General features: G+C 64.4%; 11 protein-coding genes. 8 read left to right on the top strand and 3 right to left on the bottom strand.

Going from position 1 to position 18,523, the window contains the following annotated elements:
* Positions 1–102 precede the first annotated feature (102 nt).
* Together AAC997_RS10855 and AAC997_RS10850 are read left to right on the top strand one after the other, a co-directional pair.
* Positions 103–1,308 carry an ATP-binding protein gene (locus AAC997_RS10855; RefSeq protein ID WP_340645717.1) on the top strand — a complete coding sequence of 402 codons (1,206 nt, stop codon included), beginning with the start codon at positions 103–105 and terminating at the stop codon, positions 1,306–1,308.
* Positions 1,301–3,805 carry a S8 family peptidase gene (locus AAC997_RS10850; RefSeq protein ID WP_340645716.1) on the top strand — a complete coding sequence of 835 codons (2,505 nt, stop codon included), beginning with the start codon at positions 1,301–1,303 and terminating at the stop codon, positions 3,803–3,805. Before AAC997_RS10855 ends, AAC997_RS10850 begins: the two co-directional genes overlap by 8 nt.
* Before the next feature lie 342 nt (positions 3,806–4,147).
* On the opposite strand, the gene AAC997_RS10845 is transcribed toward AAC997_RS10850, so the two are convergent.
* From AAC997_RS10845 to AAC997_RS10835, 3 genes are all read right to left on the bottom strand, one after another.
* Positions 4,148–7,555, bottom strand: coding sequence for a UvrD-helicase domain-containing protein (locus AAC997_RS10845; RefSeq protein ID WP_340645715.1), 3,408 nt, complete (start codon positions 7,553–7,555; stop codon positions 4,148–4,150).
* On the bottom strand, positions 7,555–10,164 hold the full coding sequence (locus tag AAC997_RS10840; RefSeq protein WP_340645714.1) for a PD-(D/E)XK nuclease family protein: 2,610 nt from the start codon (positions 10,162–10,164) through the stop codon (positions 7,555–7,557). The genes AAC997_RS10845 and AAC997_RS10840 overlap by 1 nt, the downstream gene beginning before the upstream one ends.
* Before the next feature lie 338 nt (positions 10,165–10,502).
* Positions 10,503–13,892: a type ISP restriction/modification enzyme gene (locus AAC997_RS10835; RefSeq protein ID WP_340645713.1), complete on the bottom strand. Its 3,390-nt coding sequence runs from the start codon at positions 13,890–13,892 to the stop codon at positions 10,503–10,505.
* Between the two features lie 84 nt (positions 13,893–13,976).
* Here AAC997_RS10835 and AAC997_RS10830 point away from each other — a divergent pair, with 84 nt between their 5' ends.
* The 6 genes from AAC997_RS10830 to AAC997_RS10805 all read left to right on the top strand — a co-directional run bounded on the left by AAC997_RS10830 (position 13,977) and on the right by AAC997_RS10805 (position 18,014).
* The gene (locus tag AAC997_RS10830; RefSeq protein ID WP_340645712.1) at positions 13,977–14,246 is read left to right on the top strand and encodes a hypothetical protein; all 270 of its coding nucleotides are present in this window, start codon (positions 13,977–13,979) and stop codon (positions 14,244–14,246) included.
* A gap of 212 nt (positions 14,247–14,458) precedes the next feature.
* Positions 14,459–15,109: a hypothetical protein gene (locus AAC997_RS10825; protein ID WP_340645711.1), complete on the top strand. Its 651-nt coding sequence runs from the start codon at positions 14,459–14,461 to the stop codon at positions 15,107–15,109.
* A 468-nt stretch (positions 15,110–15,577) separates the two neighbouring features.
* On the top strand, positions 15,578–15,874 hold the full coding sequence (locus tag AAC997_RS10820; protein ID WP_340645710.1) for an autorepressor SdpR family transcription factor: 297 nt from the start codon (positions 15,578–15,580) through the stop codon (positions 15,872–15,874).
* Positions 15,875–15,882: 8 nt separating this feature from the next.
* Entirely contained in the window at positions 15,883–16,503 is a 621-nt protein-coding gene (locus tag AAC997_RS10815) for a hypothetical protein (protein ID WP_340645709.1), read from the top strand.
* 188 nt (positions 16,504–16,691) lie between these two features.
* The gene (locus AAC997_RS10810) at positions 16,692–17,315 is read left to right on the top strand and encodes a Type 1 glutamine amidotransferase-like domain-containing protein (protein WP_340645708.1); all 624 of its coding nucleotides are present in this window, start codon (positions 16,692–16,694) and stop codon (positions 17,313–17,315) included.
* 237 nt (positions 17,316–17,552) lie between these two features.
* On the top strand, positions 17,553–18,014 hold the full coding sequence (locus AAC997_RS10805; protein WP_340645707.1) for a hypothetical protein: 462 nt from the start codon (positions 17,553–17,555) through the stop codon (positions 18,012–18,014).
* Positions 18,015–18,523 lie beyond the last annotated feature (509 nt).

Raw genomic sequence — 18,523 nt, 5'->3', positions numbered from 1 at the left:
AACCCGGCACGTTACGCAACGAATGTCTATTGATACGCAACGAATGCCGACATACAAGCACCGTGGAGGGCGATTGTGCAACGCCTACCGTGGGAATCGCTTATGGAAAACTTCTCGATCATCCAGGCCCTCTGTCGCGCGGCGATGGCCAACCCGTCCCCGGCGCTGCGCAAACAGATCGAGCGACTGCGCGATGCGCTGATCAAGGATGGCGATTCACAGCAGGCCGCGGCCCTGGCCAACATCCTGACGACGGCGGATCGGACCAAGGAGGTATCGCCCAGCCGCATCGAGCGGTCAAAAACCCAGATCCTGGGGGAAACTCTGACGCGCAATACGCCGGTGCCCGTGGATCGGGAGACGGCGGCCGCCCTGGCGGACGTGATCTTTCCGGCAGACATCCAGCCGGCGGCCCCATTGTTCAACGCGACGGTCAGCGAGGCGATCGGCACGATCATCGAGGAATGGGCCAACTTCGACGCCTTGGCCGAGATCGACGTGCGGCCCTCCAAGACCTGCTTGATCTATGGGGCGCCGGGCACCGGCAAGACGCGCCTGGCGCTGTGGATCGCCCAGCAGCTGGATCTGCCCGTGGTGCTGGTTAAGCTCGATGGCCTAGTCTCCTCCTTCCTGGGCACGACGGCGCGCAACATCGGCAACCTGTTCACCTTCGCCAACCGTCACCGATGCATCCTTCTGCTCGACGAGTTCGACGCCATCGCGAAGGTGCGCGACGATCCGCAGGAGGTCGGCGAGATCAAGCGTGTGGTGAACGCGCTGCTGCAAAACCTCGATGTGCGCCGCGATGTCGGCTTCACGATCGGGATCACCAACCATCCCAAGCTGCTGGATTCGGCGGTCTGGCGCCGGTTCGAGGTGCAGCTGGAGATACCCAAGCCCGACTTCGAGATGCGCAAGGCGATCGCCGCCCACTTCATGCCGCCGATCCAGGCGCCCGATATCCACCTGCGTCTGATCGCCTGGTTCACCGAGGGCGCCACGGGCGCGGAGATCGAATCTCTGGTGCGCACCTACAAAAAGGCCACCACGGTTCGCGAAGAGGACAAGCGCGGCCTGCTCGATACGCTCCGCCAGTTCGCAACCTTGAATGCGGCCCGCGTACAGAGCGAGCGCCGAGCCCTGCTTTTCGAGGACACCAGCCAGCTCTTCCGCGCCATGCGCGACGATCCAATCCTCGCCTTCTCGATGGCCGATATCGGTGAGATCGCCGGCAAGGATAAATCGACCGTCAGCCGCCAACTCGGCCGGGCCGCCAAGTCCACTGAGGGCGAGGCGCTGAATGGCTAGCCCGATCCAGATCGTCCTCAATCCGGAAAACTATGAAGAGGCCCGGGACGCCGGCGGAGGCGGCGGACGCAAGGACTTCTTCGCCCACCGCGATGGGGAGTTTCGCGCCCATCAGGCTGGCCTGATCGCGCAGATCGACACGATTTCCGGCGTGCTCAGCGCCCAGGCGCAAGGCGACGTCGGCTTCGTCAAAGTCATCCTGCGCCGCGAGGCCTGGGCCAAGAGCCATCGACCTGTCACCGCCCTGTTTCGGAGCGACCGCACGCCAGTCGTCGGTGGCGGCGACCTCGGCGTGATGATCATCGAAGGTCGGCCCGGGACGCTGCGGCAGGTCGCAGCCGAGATCGCCAAGGGCGAAACCCACACCCAGATGCGGTTCAACGAGAAGAAGCAGAAGGAAGAGCCAAATCCGTCGGCTCGAAAGAGCGAGGCCGGCGCCATCGACCGCATCGAGCTCTACGGACCTTCCGACCGCCGCAGCTTCTCGCTCGAAGAGGCGGTGGCCTGGCTCTCCAATCCCATGACCGGCAGCAGCTATCAGGTCGAGCTGTTCGAGGAGCCGCCACAGCGCTCGGAGTGGGATCGCCTCGACGACGGACATCGCCGGTTGGTCGAAAGCTTCGTCGCCGGCTTCAATGCGCTGGGGCCTGGCCTTGCGGTTGACCGCCTGGCTGGTTCGGGCAGCAAACAGCCGATCCTTGCGGTCCGCCTTGGCCAGTCCAGCGACCTACCCGTACTGCGCCTGACCGAGTCCGCCGCGAGCGAACGGCGACGCGTGCCTGTGCCTTTCAATCCGGACGTCGAGCAGCATGCGCGTCTGCTGGCGTTCCTGGACACCCATCCTTTGGTGCGGCGCGTCGACCTTCCGGGCATCGTCGTGCGGACGTCGCCGTCGCAGGCTTCACTGACACGTAGCCGACCGACCGCCGCGGCGATCCCCGTGCGAGACAGCCAACGAACCTATCCCCGCCTGGGCATCATTGATGGCGGGATCAGTGGGGTCCTCGCAGACTGGGTGATCGACCGCTGGGACGTCCTGGCGGAAGAAGATACCGATCTTGCTCATGGCACCTTCATCGGCGGCCTGGCGGCCGTGGGCGCGGCCTTGAACGGACCGCAAATTTGCCCTGAGCCGGACGGCGCGGAACTTGTCGATGTGGCCGTCTTCCCCAACGACCAAAAGGCCGGCGCGTTCGCCTCTTACTACAATGATCTGCCTCAGTTCTTCGACGAGATGGGCAACGCCGTTGCAGACGCCCGGGCCCGGCACGGCGTGCGCGTATTCAACATGAGCCTCAACATCCTGCAGCCGGTGGCCCCGGATCGCTACAGCCGCCACGCGGCTCGGCTCGATCATATCGCCGAGGTGAACAACGCCGTCGTGTTCATCTCGGCCGGTAATATCAACGCCCAGGACCTGCGGCCTGAATGGCCAGCCGACGCCACTGCGGCGCTGGTCAATCTGGCCAACGGCCGCAACGATGGCTTGCTGACGCCCGCCGAGAGCGCGCGCAACGTCGCCGTGGCCGCCCTCAATCCGCCCGGTCATGACGGCTGCCTGCCGCTCGTGCCGACCCGCTACAGTCGCCGGGGGCCGGGCCTGCGCGCCGGCGTCAAACCGGACCTCGCCCATGTCGGCGGCGCCGGCTCCCAGCACCCGGTTCTGGGGCACGGCCTCTTCTCAATCCTGCCCGACGGCACGGTCGTGGATGGTTGCGGGACGAGCTACGCCTCGCCGCTTGCCGCGAAAACCGCCGCCGTGCTCGACCATGCGATTGAGGGCGAGGTCTCCCGCGAGACCCTAATCGGTTTGCTCGTCCACCACGCCGAGACGCCGGCTCTGCTCCAGTCGAAGGCGCTCGCGCCGATCGCTCGCCAGATGGTCGGCTTTGGAATGCCCCCATCGGCCGATCGGATCTTGGAGACGGGGGATCACGCCATTACGCTGGTGTTCGCTTCCCGCATTCAGCGCGATCAGCAGATCAATTTCCGCTTTCCGTGGCCGGCGTCCCTGGTCGGGCCGGGCGGCCGGTGCCGCGGGCGCGCGAAACTCACGCTCATCTCGACGCCTCCGCTCGACGCGCGGTTCGGCGCGGAGTTCGTTCGAGTGAACATCAACGCCACCCTGCAGCAGGAGCAGGCGGACGGCGGCTGGAAGGGCCGGCTTGACCCGCTCTACCTTCCGTCCAAGCGCGAGGGCCCGGCCGTTGAGGCCGAACTGATCGAGCACGATCTGAAATGGAGCCCGGTCAAGGTGCTGGCCAAGACCTTCCCGCAGGGTGTGGGTCCGTCCTCGAATTGGCGACTGTTTGTCGAATACCTGACCCGCGCGGGCGAGGTTATGCCTGCGGAGGGCGTGCCGTTCACTGCTATCGTCACGATCAGCGATCCGCAGGGCGAGCAGCCGGTGTTCAACGACCTGCGGCAGAACCTGCAGGCCCTCGGCGTGCAGATCGCCGACATCCGGACCGCCGCGCGCATCACTCCGCGGGTCTAGTGGCCGCGCGCCGTGGCGATTGAAACGGGCGTTCAACCGCGCATTACGTCCGATGTACGCCCACTGTCCTATATGTGATAAAGGACATTATCCCACATACAGTGCCGCGAGGCCGACCTTCCGAACTTCCGCTTGGGGGCGATTCTCACCGTTGGGCCTCACGCCCAAACCGGACATCTCGAATAGCCTGCGTTGAACCTGCATGATTGCGCGTCCGTCTCACAGAGCGTGCGCTCAATCTCAAACACCGCGCGTCTGTCGCGCCCTATAATCTCAGCCAATCTGCGCTGGCAATGGGCGATGATTGCGCGTCGGCCCGAACATCATTGTGCGTCGCTATAACTAGGCGGCGACCGCTGGTACCGGGGATGGAGCGACGGTGAGTATCTCGCCGGATGTCACCAGCACGATCAGCCCACGTTCAGCGCCGGTCGTATCCAGGTAGGCGCGCACCTGGGCCCGATAGTGTTCGATGGTCTCGGCCGAGGGCTGGACGTCGCTCTTCCAGTCGATCACCACCACGGGCTTGCCGTCCGGTGAGAAACTGATGGCGTCGGCTATACCGGCTGTCGCCTGCTCTACGTCATCAATGACCGTCGACGAAAAGGTCGGAAACTCGGGCGCAAGAGTCCGGCGAAGCTCCGCGATCTGCGGCAAGGCGAGCGTGCGGGTCACACACCCCGCCAGCTCGCCCGGCGAAAGACCTTGTGACGAGTCATCGGCCACGGGCTTGCCAATTGCAACGATCAGCGCCCGCGCCCGGTCTTCCAGCGCCGCAGGAACGTCCACGGTCTCGCCAGTCAGCACCTCCTCGATGAGCTTGTGCAGGACGAGTCCGCGTTCGCGCCCACCTTGGACCGAGAGGGCGAGCGCTTCGCCGTCGGATGGAACGGCGTCGCTCGCTGTCCAGATCTCTGGCGCTTCGGCCATCAGAATCGGACCGGTTCCGCTTTCATCGCGGCTTGGCGTCAGCCAGGTCAAGCGCCGGTGACGTTCGGCGATCGCGGACGCTTCCGCGGCGAAAACTTCTCGCGTCTGAAGATTGCCCTCGACGCCGGAAGGGACCCCCATGTCCATGGGCAGATGCGAAAGATCCAGCGCGGGGAGGGTGCCGAGCGACAGGTCGAGCAGCGAAATCCAGGCCGGCGACTTCGGCGGCGGGGCGTCCAGTCTCGGCAGAACCAGCAATTCACGGGCGCGGGTTGCCGCGACATACCAAAGTCGGATGCGCTCTCGGTCGAGCTCAGCCTTTTCGGCGTCCCGGGCAGCCTCATAGCCAGCCGGCATCACGCCGAACACCGGACAATAGAAGGTATCGCTGTCCCGATCGGTCACCGTGTTGTCCGGGGCGATGAGGCCAGTCATGGTGTTGACCGGGATCACGATCGGCCATTCCAAGCCCTTAGCAGCGTGCATGGTGTAGAGCGCGACCGCTTCTTCCTGTGCGTCGGGGCGACCTTCGACCGCCCTTGCTTCGTCGGTCCACGCTGCGGTCATTGTCTCGGCGAAGGCGCGAAGGCCCCGAACCGCGAAAGGAACCGTGAGGCTGAGGTAGAGATCTACATTGGCCAGAGCCCGCTCGGCCTGGCCCCGGTGCCGATCGAGCAGGATTGGGCGCACGCGCATCACGTCGATGGCCTGCGAGAGCAGCTCGTGCGGCGTTGTGCTGTTGGTCCGGCGATAGAGGCCCTGCAGATTTTCGATAACCGCCCGCGCCAGCGAGTGGGTGATCACGCTTGCGTCCACGCTAAGGTCCAAGCGCGGGAGAGAGTCCGGATCACCCTCGGATCGGGGGATGACCCAGATGATGTCGAGCAGCTCTTCCTCGGTCAGCCCAACCAGCGGACCCCGCAACAGCGCTCCTAAAGCTAGCGTGTCGCGGCGATCGGCGAGCACGCGCGTCAGCGCGATGAGGTCCTGAATTTCCTGCCGGCGAAAGAGCCCCTTGCCGGCCTGGGTGGCGACCGGGATGCCATGCCGCTCGAGCGCTTCTTCATAGCGCCAGAGGTCGCTTCCAGTCGGCGCGAGCAGGGCGATGTCGCCGGGTCGGCAAACGCGGCCCCCGCCAGAGCGGCGATCCAGGATCATTTCGCTGCCGATCAGGCGTGCACACATTTGCGCGACCGCGTCCGCCTCAGCGTCCCTTTGCTGTTCGGCGTTCGCCTTGCCGGCCTCGTCGGCGACCGCGATGTCCAGGGCTGCAACGCAAGGGCTCTCGCCACGATCGCCGTGGAACGGGTCCAGGGCGGTGAAGCCGGGCTGGCCATCGCTCGACAACAGGACTTCGAAGCGCTCGTTCACGTAAGTGAGGACAGGAGCGCAGGAGCGGAAGTTGGTCGAGATCGATAGGACACCGTCCGGATCCTGGGCAAGAACGGCGCTGCGGGCCCGGACATAGGCGCCGACGTCGGCGCCGCGGAAGCGATAGATCGCCTGCTTGGGATCCCCCACGAGGAAGAGCGCGCCGGGGCGGATTTGGAAGGTGGTCCAGTCTTCCGACGCGCCATCCGCTGGCGGGTCGCCGCACAGCCGCCAGAAGATCTCGGTCTGCAGCGGGTCGGTGTCCTGGAACTCGTCAACCAGCAAGTGAGAGAAACGCTCCGCCAACGTGCGGCGAACCTTGTCGTGGTCGCGCAACAGATCCCGCGCGGCGAAGATTAGGTCGTCAAAATCAAGCAGGGCCGCCGAGCGTTTGTACTCCCGGAATCGGTTCAGCACCGGCTGGACCTGGTCGATCACCCCGGAGAGCACTCGACTCGCTGCACTCTGGAGCATGTCCTGCCAGGCTTTGCAGCACGCCGCGTAACTGGCTTCAGCCATCACGTTGAGACGCTCGCCATCGGCCTTGGCCAGGCCCTCTCGTTTAGCTGCGTCGAGCCACTTGCCCTTCTTCTTGAACGCCAGGAACGTACCGGCCTTGGTGCAGAGGTCGGCGTGCGGCTCTAAGATAAGCAGGCGGACGAGCCCGGCCGGTGTTTCGACTGTAAGCGCATCGTCAAGGACGTTCGCCATCTCTTCGAACCGAGCAGCGAATATCGCCGTCTCGTCCTCGACCGCCGGAGCCGTCCTGATGAAGTCCGCGAAGGCCTCCGCCGCGTCCCGAAAAGCCCGAAGGTCAGGCGCTAGCGGCTTAACAGCCGGGGCCGTTACTGTGCGCCGCTTGCGCAGGTTGGCGACGATCTTGTGGATCAACCCGACGGTCTCGCCGGGATCCTGATGCACCATCTCGGCGATGATCCCGCCTTCGGCGCCGGAGAGCAGCTCGCCCAGCCAGGACTCGACGATTTCGATGAAGGCGAGGTCGCCTTGACCGCGGTCCATCACGCTGGCGCCGGGATCGATGTCGGCTTCGACGGGGTAGGGCTTGATCAGGCGCTGGCAGAACCCGTGGATGGTCGAGCAGGTGATCTCGTCGATCGCGGCGGCTGCCGCCGCGAGGTTGGCCTTATGAGCCTCCGTCAGGCCGTCGGGCAGGGCGATCCGCAATTCGGTGGGGATAGTCCCCGACGCCAGTTCGGCGACGAAGTCGCGCACCCGGATCAGCAGTTCGCTGGCGGCCAGTTCGGTGAAGGTCACAGCGGCGATGGATTTGGGGGCGACGCCCTCAGCCAGCATGGCGGCGATGCGGCCGGCCATGACTGCAGTCTTGCCGGAGCCCGCGCCAGCCTCGACCAGCATTGACCGGTCATGCGCGCTGATGGCGACGCGGCGGGCCGCGTCATCGGCCAGGCCCTTGGTTGCGCTGGTCATCACGGGGCCTCCCAGACCTGGGCGGCGTCACCGAGGAGTTCACTCGCCGCCGTAAGTTTGCGTTTGCAGTAGGTCGCGCCGGCGTTCGCCGGCAGGGCGAAGGCGAGGTCGTCATAGGCTCCGCCGGTGTCGGGCCCGATCAGCGCATTGCCGGCGACAAGGTTGGCGCGCGCCGCGCGCAGATAGCCGGAGATCTCCACCAATGTGGCTTCGGGATTGTCGAGTTGAAGATCGAGCAGGTCCCGCGGATATAGGAGGGAGGCGCTGATCGAGACTTCGGCACCAAGCAGCGCCTTGACCGCGAAAGCATATAGGCAGCGCTGCAGTTCGCGCCCACCGTCGAGGTTGATAGGCTTCTTCGGGGGACGGCCGGTCTTGTAGTCTCGGACCCGGGCGCGCTTGCCGTCGCCAGACAGATCGAGACGATCGATGTAGCCGGCGATGCGAAAGCCGGCGTGGGGGATTTCGACCAGGATCGTCGGATTCCAGGGGCTGTCAGCGGCGGATTTAAGCTTGGCCCCGCCAAACGCCACTTCGCTGTACGAACGAGACCCCGGCAGATCCTCATCGCCGAACGTGAGCGCGCGACTGGCCAGAAGTCGCGCGTCATCCAGCGTTCGGCGCCAGATCAGCGCCGGCGGGACCGCGCGCTCGCCTTCCCAGACGCCGGCGACGTGTTCCGCGGCGTCCCGAACAGCCGCTGCGATCTCATCTTCGTCGGCCTTGGCGAGGCCGCCGGCGGACTCCAGCGTCTGGAGCGCCAGGTCGAGGGTCATGTGGACCAGCTCGCCCATGCCGAGGGCGTCGATCACCAGTGGGTCGCTTCCACTCTCGGGGGTTTTCAGGTGCATGCCGTAGCGCCACACAAAGCCCAGAGGGCTTCGCAGGAGCAGTTTCAGAGAGCTGGCCGACTGAGTTCGCGACAGGATGGCCAGCAATAATGGATGGTCCGCACGGACAAGCCCGTCATGGGGCGTGATTTCCTTGCGGCGCCAGTTGCGCCAGCACATCGCCGCGCTGTTCGCCTGGGGTGCCTCAGCGAACTCCTGGGGGCGCGCCATCAACCGGTCAGTTTCGCTGAATGCGTGGACCGGGACCGCGTTGCGGCGGATGTAGGTCTCGCCCGTGTGTGCGCTGAGCAGTGAGCTACGGCCGAGCAATCGGCCTTCGCTGTCCCGGCGCGCCCTGGACAGCACGATCTGGTTCTCTGTTGTAGCAAGGATGGTTTCGAAATCCCGCCGATCAGCTGCGCCGACAGGCAGCGGATCCAGCACATTCGTCGGGATAATGTGGTCGGAGATCAGCCGGTCTTCGGAGATCCCGCGTGGCCAGCGCGAGGAATTGAGACCCACCAGCCGCACGAAACGCCTCGGCGAGGCTGCGAGCGCGCTGGCCGGCATCCAGGCGATGGAGACACAGGCCTCAAGGCCGTCATCTTGCTTGAGAACTTCGAGGGTAGCGTCGATCGAACCTGAAGGGCCCGCCAGGAGCGCCTTGCGCCAGATCGAGAGCGCGCGGCCACTGAGCAGCGCGGAGCCGATCTCATCGGCGGTGCTATGGCCCATGGCCAGCAGATCGACGATCCCCTGTAGGATCATCGAATGATCTTGTTTCTCCGGCCAGTCCGCCGGCGCCAGGCGCTTGAGCAGCTGTGACCATGCTGAAACCGAAGTCAGGGGCGCGTCGGCGGGCAGTATGCGCGTCCAGCCCGTGGGCAAGCTCTGGAACGGACCCGACTCGCTGCAGAGGGCGGCCAGGCGACGCATTCGGGTTTGCGACAGGCCACGGATCAGAATGTCGGCGAGCGCGGCGGCGGCTTGGCCGTCGCGGGTGGTGGTGACCTTGACGCCGTGGACAAAGTGCAGATCGACGCTGGCGTCGGCGCGAAGCGAAAGGAAATGGTCGTCGTAATCCGCGGTCGAGGCGGCGGCGATGGCGATATCGGCCGGCTCTGCCTCTCCCGACGCCACCAAGGCCCTAGCCCAACGGATGGCCTCGATGGCCTCATGGTAAGCCGTCGCCGCGCTGACGGCACGAACCTCGGGCGCCTGCGGTGGCGCGCGGGAGATCGAGACGCCGGTCGTTTCGAGCCAGGCGGGGTAGGGGCGGGGACCGGCGGACCATGTCACCGGGGTGTGGTCACTCAGCGCCTTAAGGAGCGGGCGCCAGCACGGCGACAGTTCGGTGATGCCGACGATTTCAACGGCACCGAGGACGGCTTTGGCATGGCCCAATCGCGAACGTGCCGACGCCGCCAGATCATTGGGGCGCATCATGCCGGCTGGAAGCTGAGCCAAGACCGCGTCTTCGAGGCGGGCGATCGAGTCGAGGCGCGGGTGCTCGCCGGCCCGAGCGGCGAGATCGATGCCAGCGCGCCAAGCCTTGCGCAGAGTATCGGCCGACGCGGCAACCATGCCGGGTAGGAGCTTGATGCTTTCCAACTCGCCGAGCGCGGTCGCAGGTAGAACCGCTTGTATCGCACCGCGCAGGCTCTCATCGTCGATTGCCCGGGCGAATCCGCCGGCGAGGCGAACCGCCAGCTGCTCGAACGACATAATTTGCTGGCCGTGTTGGCGGTTGCGCGCCGCTTCGAGGCGAAGCTCGCGCATCGCCAATCGGCCGTGGGCCACAATGGTCCGTCGATCTGACATGATTGCCGCTCATCCCCCCGCGCCGTCACGAACCCCACCTAGGGTCGCCATTATCTCACCCGCCAGCGGGACTATCGATCAGCACCGCAGGCAGGCCGCCTTCGCCCTCTCCGGGAAAAACCGGGTAGGCGCTACCGGCGGGCCAAGCATCAAGTCCATGCTGGCTTCCTCGGCAAAAATCATCCGCCACCATTTGTGGAGGTTACGGTGCGGCTACGACAGATTCGGTCGGGTGCATTCGAAACCCTAGGGGCTGGACGCACGAAAACGTCTGATGGTCCCCGTCGCGACTGGCCTCAAATGTCCACCGTACTGTCATCGTCGTCGTTGACATTGGTTTCGGCGCTGCTTTCCGACAGCGCGCCCGCGCCCATGAGGGCGTCGGTGTCTATGGTCGGACCGTCGATGATCCGACCGAGAAGCACATCTTGCGCGGGTTCGAGCGCCACCAATCGGGCCAACACCCGCAGCACATTCAGCAATTCGGTGGTGTATTCTGCGGGCCAGACATTCGGCTGGATGTCGCCCAGCGGCGAAGGCGGACGCTTGTCGCCCATTGGCGGCTTGGAGCGGTCCTTGCGGCGATAGCTCCACCACTGGCGCAGGACAATCTTGCCCGACACTTCATAGGCCCAGACTGCCGGTGAGACATTGGCGACGTAGCCCGAGCCGATCTTCAGCCGACGCGTGGCCGCATCATACTCCAGGTCATGTGGCATGGCGTCGAGGGTCGTGGGCAGCACACCGTCCGCCGGAATGGTCGGGCCGTCCTTGTCGACCTTGGGCGCGCCCGCCGGGCGACCCTCGGCGAGGCGTTCGCCGAAGGTTTGCAGCCAGATCACATCGCGGCCCAGAACCACCGCCTCGTCGAATAGGGCAACGGTGGCGGTAAGGGGAATGCGTAGGCCCGGTTGCTTAAGGTGGGCACCGAACCGCTGGACATAGCCTGGATGCGCAGCGACAGCGGCGATATAGGCGAGGACCTCCTCAGGTTTGACCTCGCGGCCATAGGCGGTTGCCAGTTCAGCAAGGAGGCGGGTGGGGAGATTGGGCTGCGTGGCTTCGGCGTCGGCCCAGAGTGGGAAGGCCCGACCTCCCCGTCCATGGTAGTGGTGTAGGTCGGGCACCGCTCCGGCGATAGTGAGCGACGGCCCGGCGGTCGGCGTGCGATCGTGAGGCGCAGTGAGATAGATCTGTTTGTCTGAGTGGGCTCTCCAGATGGTCGGATTGCCCCTATTTATCAGGCGATTGTCCGGCAACAGCCATTGTCGATCGAAAGACCGGAAAGCATATGGAACTGGCGTTGCGCCCTTTCCAAAGTCGTGGTCGACGGACAGGGGGGGATGCGGATGTCCAGTCAATGGCTCCTTCACCAACCGGTTGACGGTCCTGTCACCCCCTTCATGCGGGTGAAAGAGCCTGGCTTTCTGGGAGGCGTCCTTTTCCTCGACTAGCGCCCGCCACCGCTTTCGTAGCGAATCTGCATCGGGTGCGATGACCCAAGTCCGACCCGTCATGACTCCGGAACCATTGTAGATGAACAGGTCGTCCAGCGCCGGATAGTTAGCCCAATTCGCTGCAGCCGCCGGCAAGAACGGCATCCGCCAGTCCGTCGGGGCCTCGTCCCAGTCGGCGTCATCCAGACCGATGCCGGCGATGGCCTCGAACTTTTCCTCGCGCGAGCCCTCCGGAAGGCTGCGGAATCGCACTCGCGCGGGCGTCTCCGGGCTCGCCTCGGCGCCGCGCAGGGCCATGACAATACAAACCGGCTGCTGAACTCCCTCGAACACCCGGGTGGCCACCGGCGGCTGGTGACCCTCGGGCGAACAGTCGATGATCCAGATCTCTTCAGCGTCGCGCCGCAGGTCGGCGCGCATCTTTTGGAAGCCGGGCCCGTTGAGGAAGCCCGCCACACTGATGAAGCTGACAACGCCCCGACGGTGGGTCCAATCGTTCAGCTCGGTCTGGTCGGTGCCGCTGCGATAGGGGTCGCCGCCGAATACCTTCCACGCTGCCCATCGCCAGAAATAGACATAGAGGTTGCGCAGGTGCTTTGCATGGGTGCCGACGCCCCACTCCACCGGCGGCTGCCAGTCGTCCAGGGGCGCGCGCAGGTGTTTGCCGCGATCCTCGACCCAGCCGCCCAGTCCTTTGGCCTTTTCCTTGTAGGGCGGATTGCCAAGGACAACGGTGATCGCCTCGTGTCGCTTGATGTGGTTGGCTTCGCGGCGGGATTCGGCGATGCCGGCCATGGATTGCGGAATCCAGGCGGTCTCCTCGTCTGGGTCGGCCAGCGTGTCGGCGATGTAGAGACGCAGGTTGGCGCTCAGCGCCTTTTCCACCGCCTCATCGACCTCTTCGCCCGCCTTGCCGTGGGTGACAAGGCTGATCAACTCGGCCAGCAGGCGGAGCTGGGCAACCGCGAAGGGCCCGAACTGAAGTTCGAAACCGATAAGGCGTTGCAGTGCCGCAGTGATCGCGGCCGGCACCGAGCCCGCGCCCTCGTCCGTTTCGACGGTGTTGGCGATGCTCTGCAGCACGCCCAGCAGAAAAGTGCCGGTGCCGACTGCTGGATCGGCTAGCGTCACGGCCTGCGTCGCTAAGCCCTGCGGCAGGTTGAACCTCTGGGGCGAGCGCAGCGCATCGTCCACTAGGCGCACCATGGCCGTGACGATCTCCGGCGGGGTGTAGTAGGAACCGGTCTTCTTGCGCAGCGTCTTGTCGTAGGACTGAAGGAACAGCTCGTAGAAATAGAGCCAAGCCTCGGGCCGATCCTTGCTGATCTTGCTCCAGTCCACCACGTCGAGGACGGCGGTCAGCGTCTTCAGTGACGTGTCGAGCGTGTGCTGTTCGTCCGCCTCCTCCGTCAGGAGGCGAAGGGCCGACCCGATAAGCGAGTTGGATTTGCGCAGGACCTTCGCCGCGTCCTCGATGCCGGCCCTGAGACTGATACCGCGCGCCTTGGCCATCAGCAGTCCGAAGGTGACGGCCTGGGCGTAGCCATCTGCGAATTCGGGGTCTGTCGCGTGGGGGAAAAGCAGCTTGCGCCAGTCCTCCTTCAGGCCCGTCAAGCCAGGTGCCTTGCGGTCCAGCTGTTCGATCACCTCGTCCCGTAACAAGCGGCACAGGCGGGCCGTTGTTTCAGCCAGTTGCCTAGGGGAGCGAGGCGGCAGGGGATCCCATTGATAGAAGGTCTCGAACAGGGCCGTCAGCGTGTCCGGCGCAACCAACGCCTTGCCTGACGAACGGACGTCGCCGGTCAGATAGACAATCGAGCCTACGAGCTTTCCGTCGCGCCACAGGCTGAACGCATTGCCGTCGGTGTAGATCAGGTTCGGCAGAGCCTTCAGCTTCTCCCACTGATTGCGGTCGTGGGACTTCGCGGCGAACTTCATCGGGTCGGCGCCCTTACCTGGCGCCTTGACCTCGATGAAGCCGATCAGGGCATTTTTTCGCGTCACCGCGAAGTCCGGTCGGATCATCAGGTCGGCCATTGAGGTTTCGCCAACCAGCTCAGTATCGGTGGCTGCCAGGCCGATCAGCCCCCCGATGTCCTTGACCAGAGCGACCAGGGGCGTCCGCAGCTGGTCCTCGGGCTGGCCGGTCACCGCATGATTGTCCAGCGTCGCCTTGGCGGAGGCGCCGAATTTCGCGATCGCGTCGTTCAATGTCGGAAGCGCGCTCAAAGACAGTCCCCCAGGGTCTTTATTCGCCTGGGCAAGAGCTGGGCGCAACCGTCATCGCCGCTGGAAATTGCCGCGAATCATTTGATGATCCTGATGATGTCGCAGATGGACCTTTTCCCGCAGGCAGCGAAGGTTGAGTCGCCCATTCCATCCGTGGACTCGGTTCGCGGCCGCTTTGAAGCGATGCTGTCCTCCTTGCGCGCCGCAACAACGGATTCGCCGTTCACGCCCAGAGAGTTGGCATACTGGGAAGTCGTGACGCCCCAGATGGCCAACTGGCTACCTCCTGCGGAGCGCGACGCGGTCTGCGCAGAGTTTTCAGTCCACGTGTCGCGACTGCGCAAGGCAGCGTGAGCCCTCCGTGGCGGATTCGTCGCGTCTAATATATCTTATCGGAAATATGGACAACTTTTCCTCGTGTTTTCAATAATCTAGATGTCCGGTTCGCGCCAGCAGCAGAAGTTGGCTAGCGGCCCGAAAGGAGACCTTCCGATCCTCACTTCGCGCCCCTTCACCACCATGGTCTAGTCGCATCCAATTCATCGCAGCTCGAGCGAACAACGAACTTGACGACGAACCTCTGGCTCATCGAAGGACTTCCCGGCTCAGGCAAGACGAGCTTAGCGAAGGTGGTGGCCGATCAACGCCGCATCGATGGCGTTCCGGCACGATGGTGGCTTGAGGAAGACCGCGACCATCCAGTCCTACCCGCGACACTCCGGAAACAATCCGCCGCGCCAAACTATCCCGAACTTTGCCTGGATGCCTTCTCGCGCTTCATCGCAGTGGAGCATGGAGAACTGATCCTTGAGGGCGCTGCGTTCCAGAGCACAGTGCGGTTCATGTTTGCGAATGCTCGCGAGCCTGCCGAGATTGGCCGCTATATCGACTGTTGGTGTCGAGTGGTCATGCCGGCGCAGCCCCGACTCATCTATCTCACCACTCGAGAGCCGAAGAGGCATTTTGAAGACATTGTTCAGGTGCGCGGTGCGGGCTGGACTCAAAAACTGATCGCCTATGTCGAGCGCACGCCGGTGGCTCAGTCTCAGCGATGGTCCGGCTTCGAGGGGTTTGTCGCTTTCTGGGAGACCTACCAGGATCTCTGCCTGGACTTGCTTGGGCGAATGACCATCCCGGTCTCGCGTCAGCCAGCAAAATTCGGTGCGCCCGAAGACCTCCGAGAGGCGGCGCTCTCGCACTTCGTCATCTCGACGTGAGCTACTAGGTTACCCTTACCTGAGTGGTGCCGCCGCTCAGTCTGGCTGCGCGCCAGGTGCGGACCGTGGCCCCGGAGCGGATCCGGACATTCGAAACTGGTGCGGCCAAACGTTGACAAAGATTCGTCGTTTAGCTAACGATCAAATCATGGATCTTGCAAAGCCCGCTCCCCAGCTGACCAGACCGCAGTGGATCGGCCTATGGATCGCGGCTGCCGTAGGTCTCGTTCTCGCAGTTGCCGGCGGCATCGCACACCAGTGGGTTAAGGCCGAGCGGATAAGCAACATTGAGCTGCTGGTGGCGTCCAAGGGCTATGGTCAGGCCCTCGTCGATCCCATGCGGGGTCCCGCATGCTGGCGGGCTCGCCAGGGGTTTCGCTGGCGGACATCGACCCACTCGGGCTGGGCCTGCGCAGGACCAGGCGACGAGGTTTGGCTTCACCTCGGCCCATGGCCCGGAACCTGGCCATGAACCAAGTCTTCAAAGCCCTGTCAGATCCCACGCGGCGGCGAGTGCTACAGCTGCTGCGCGAACGTCCGATGACAGCAGGCGAACTTGCGGGTCACTTCGGGTCCACCAAAGGGACGATGTCGGCGCATTTTTCGGTCCTGCGCGAAGCGGACCTGATCGAGGCCCATAAGAGCGGCAAGTCGATCACCTACAGCCTGAAGCTCTCTGTTCTCGAAGACGCCCTACTCGCCTTCGCCGAAACGCTAGGCATAGGGCTGTCACCCGATGCAAGCCGGGTCGCGAAGGCGCGATGAACCGGTACTTGAAGCAGGTGCTCGGCGGGGCGGTAGCTATGATGCTGATCGTGGCGCTCGCGGCGATCGCCTGGCGACTCCAGATGTCGCCTGAAGACGCCGGGAAGCTACGTCCTCGCCCGCTGGGCCCGCTCATTCTCCTCTCCATCCCCGCCATCTTCGCGGTTCTGCTTGCCATCTCCGCGCGGAAGCTCGACGCCCGCGACCCCGAGATATCCCAGGACAACACTCGGCACGTGCAGGGGGCGATGGTTTTCTCCTTCCTGGGTATGGTGGCGTGCCAAGCATGGATTGCCTTCATGTACGTTGGGGGCGAGATGCCCGGTGGCGACACCCCTGTGCGAGGCGCCGTTGTCCTCGTTGGTGTCGCGATGGCTGTACGGGGTAATTTCGTAGGCAAGCTCAGTCCGCCCGCTGGAGCGGGTTCAATCTGTCTGGCCGTTTGGGCGCGCGCCGCAAGGAGGATGGGCCTCAGCCTCGTCTTGCTTGGGACACTGCTGACAGTCGGCGCCCTAGCGCTACCGCTGCGACCGCTGTTCGCCATGCTCATGGCGTCTGCCGTCGTCGTGGTCGTGATAAGCATCGCTCATCACGCCGCCATCAAGCTTGCTCTGCGCACACAAGGGTAGAGTTGGTCAGCTGAGCGCCAGGAGCGGAAGTTAAGGCGCCGCCGGCAACTCGCCGTTCAAGGCCGCCGGGCAGCGGCACCGCGAACGGTGAGTTTCGGCCCGGACCCCGACGGTGAGAATCGGACCCATAGCGGCTATTCAGAACGGCCGCTCGTAGGCACACTTCGCGATCTGCACGGAGGCCCGGCTTGCGGTTGTACCTTTCCTCTTTTCGAATGGGCGACGACTTTGACCGGCTGGTCGAAGCTGTTCCGCGCGGCGCGCCCGTCGCCGTGATTGCGAACGCCGTTGACTTCATCGCGCCTGAAGATCGGCTCGCCTACGCGCGCGCAGTGTTTGACCCTGTGGAGCACTTCAGGTCCTTTGGGCTCGGCCCATACGACCTCGACCTGCGCGAATATTTCGACCGTTCGGGCGAGCTAGAAAAAGCATTGACGGATACGCGGGTGGTCTGGGCGAACGGAGGCAACGCCTTCCTGCTTATGCGAGCGATGGTGCAAAGCGGGCTGGATCGCATCCTGCGGGAACGTGTGGCGGCAGGAACCCTCATCTATGGCGGCTGGAGCGCGGGCTCGGTGGTCGCTGGCCCCAGTCTTCGTGGGATCGAGTTGATGGATGATCCGGGAGTGGTCGTCGACGGCTACGTTCCAGAACCCTTCTGGGACGGACTGGGATTGGTCGACTACAGCATCGTTCCGCACTTCCAATCGGCCCACGCGGAGGCGCAAGCAGCCGCCCGCACAGTCGCGTGGATGACGGAGAAGGGCCTGTCGTTTCGGGCTCTTCGGGATGGTGAGGCGATCATCGCCTAAGTCCGCCACCCCTCCGGGACGTTCTCAGCGTCCGCTTCTAGTCATGGTCCTCATGAAGGGCGAGATGGCCGCAAAGCGCCAGCACCGGAACTTAGCCTGCCGGCTACAAGCGGACATTCGTGTGCCGTAGGACGCTATGCCCGCTCAAAACCCTTGGCGGGTTTTCGTGGCACCCGTTCTTTGGCAGTGTTGGTCGCGACAGCCCGTTGCTCCATGGTGGCGGGGAAAGGTGCCCGAATGCTGATCGGTCTCGTCCTCGCCGCCGAAATCGCCGCTGCTCCACAACAGTCCCTGTGGGCCGAAATTTGGATCGACGACACGCGCGGCAGCAAGATCGTCATCGATGTTTTTCAGCCGGTCGCGCGCGTCGCGATTGATCCGAACACCGCTGCGGTCACGGTTCGTCGGACAGAGACCTTCGCGAATCTGCCTCCGAAGATCACCTGGACAGGAAGCGGCGACTGCCCCGGCCTCCGGCAGAGTCTGGACGCCATCGAGAAGGTCGCGCTCCGCGATTTTACGATCGCCGAGACGATGAAGGGGCCGGCTGGTCCCCCGCCGTTGCACCGGCCAACCGCAAAGGTGGTGATCAACAGCGCGACGCTGCCGATCGTGGAAGGGTCTGAGTTAGGCGCGTGGTTGCAGGGTGTGCTCGATACGTCGTCTCGATGTTGGAAGCCGGGTAGGCCCAAGGACTAAGGTCCGAAGCGACCCATGGCGGACGTTGGGAGTGTCCGCGTGGTGGATTTGGAAAGGGTAGTCGCGGCGCGCACCCCGGTTTGTCGTGGACTCTACAAGGGGGACACGGTGCAGCGGACGGCGTCTTGCGTATGTGGTCAGATGGCTATCCGCTGTGACGGCGACCCGTTGAGAGTCGCAGTTTGCCACTGCCTATCTTGCCAAAGACAGGCGTGGGGATCGACGTCGTTCATCTTGGCGGTGACGATCAGGCTGTACATGGCCGCGGCCCGCTGACGGGCTGAGGGCGCGGTGGCCTGACGCGGACGTCGACTTCGCGACCTATCCGCCTTATACGCCGCGATCCTAGGCAGGGGCCTAGCCGGAGAGCTGATCCTTCAACGGACGCTCTCCATCTGTGGACGCCCCCTTCAGCGCAAGAGGATTTCGGGAGTTCTGACACGTAGTCGGATGCTGCCATCTGTCCGGCCTGTGGTGCGCCGCCTTGGCGGTGCTGGCCTGTATGGGAG

It is taken from the genome of Phenylobacterium sp. (assembly GCF_037968635.1).
Classification (GTDB): Bacteria; Pseudomonadota; Alphaproteobacteria; order Caulobacterales; family Caulobacteraceae; genus Phenylobacterium.
The sequence above is the reverse complement of the archived record's forward strand: the minus strand, read 5'-3'. Positions and strand labels throughout refer to the sequence as shown.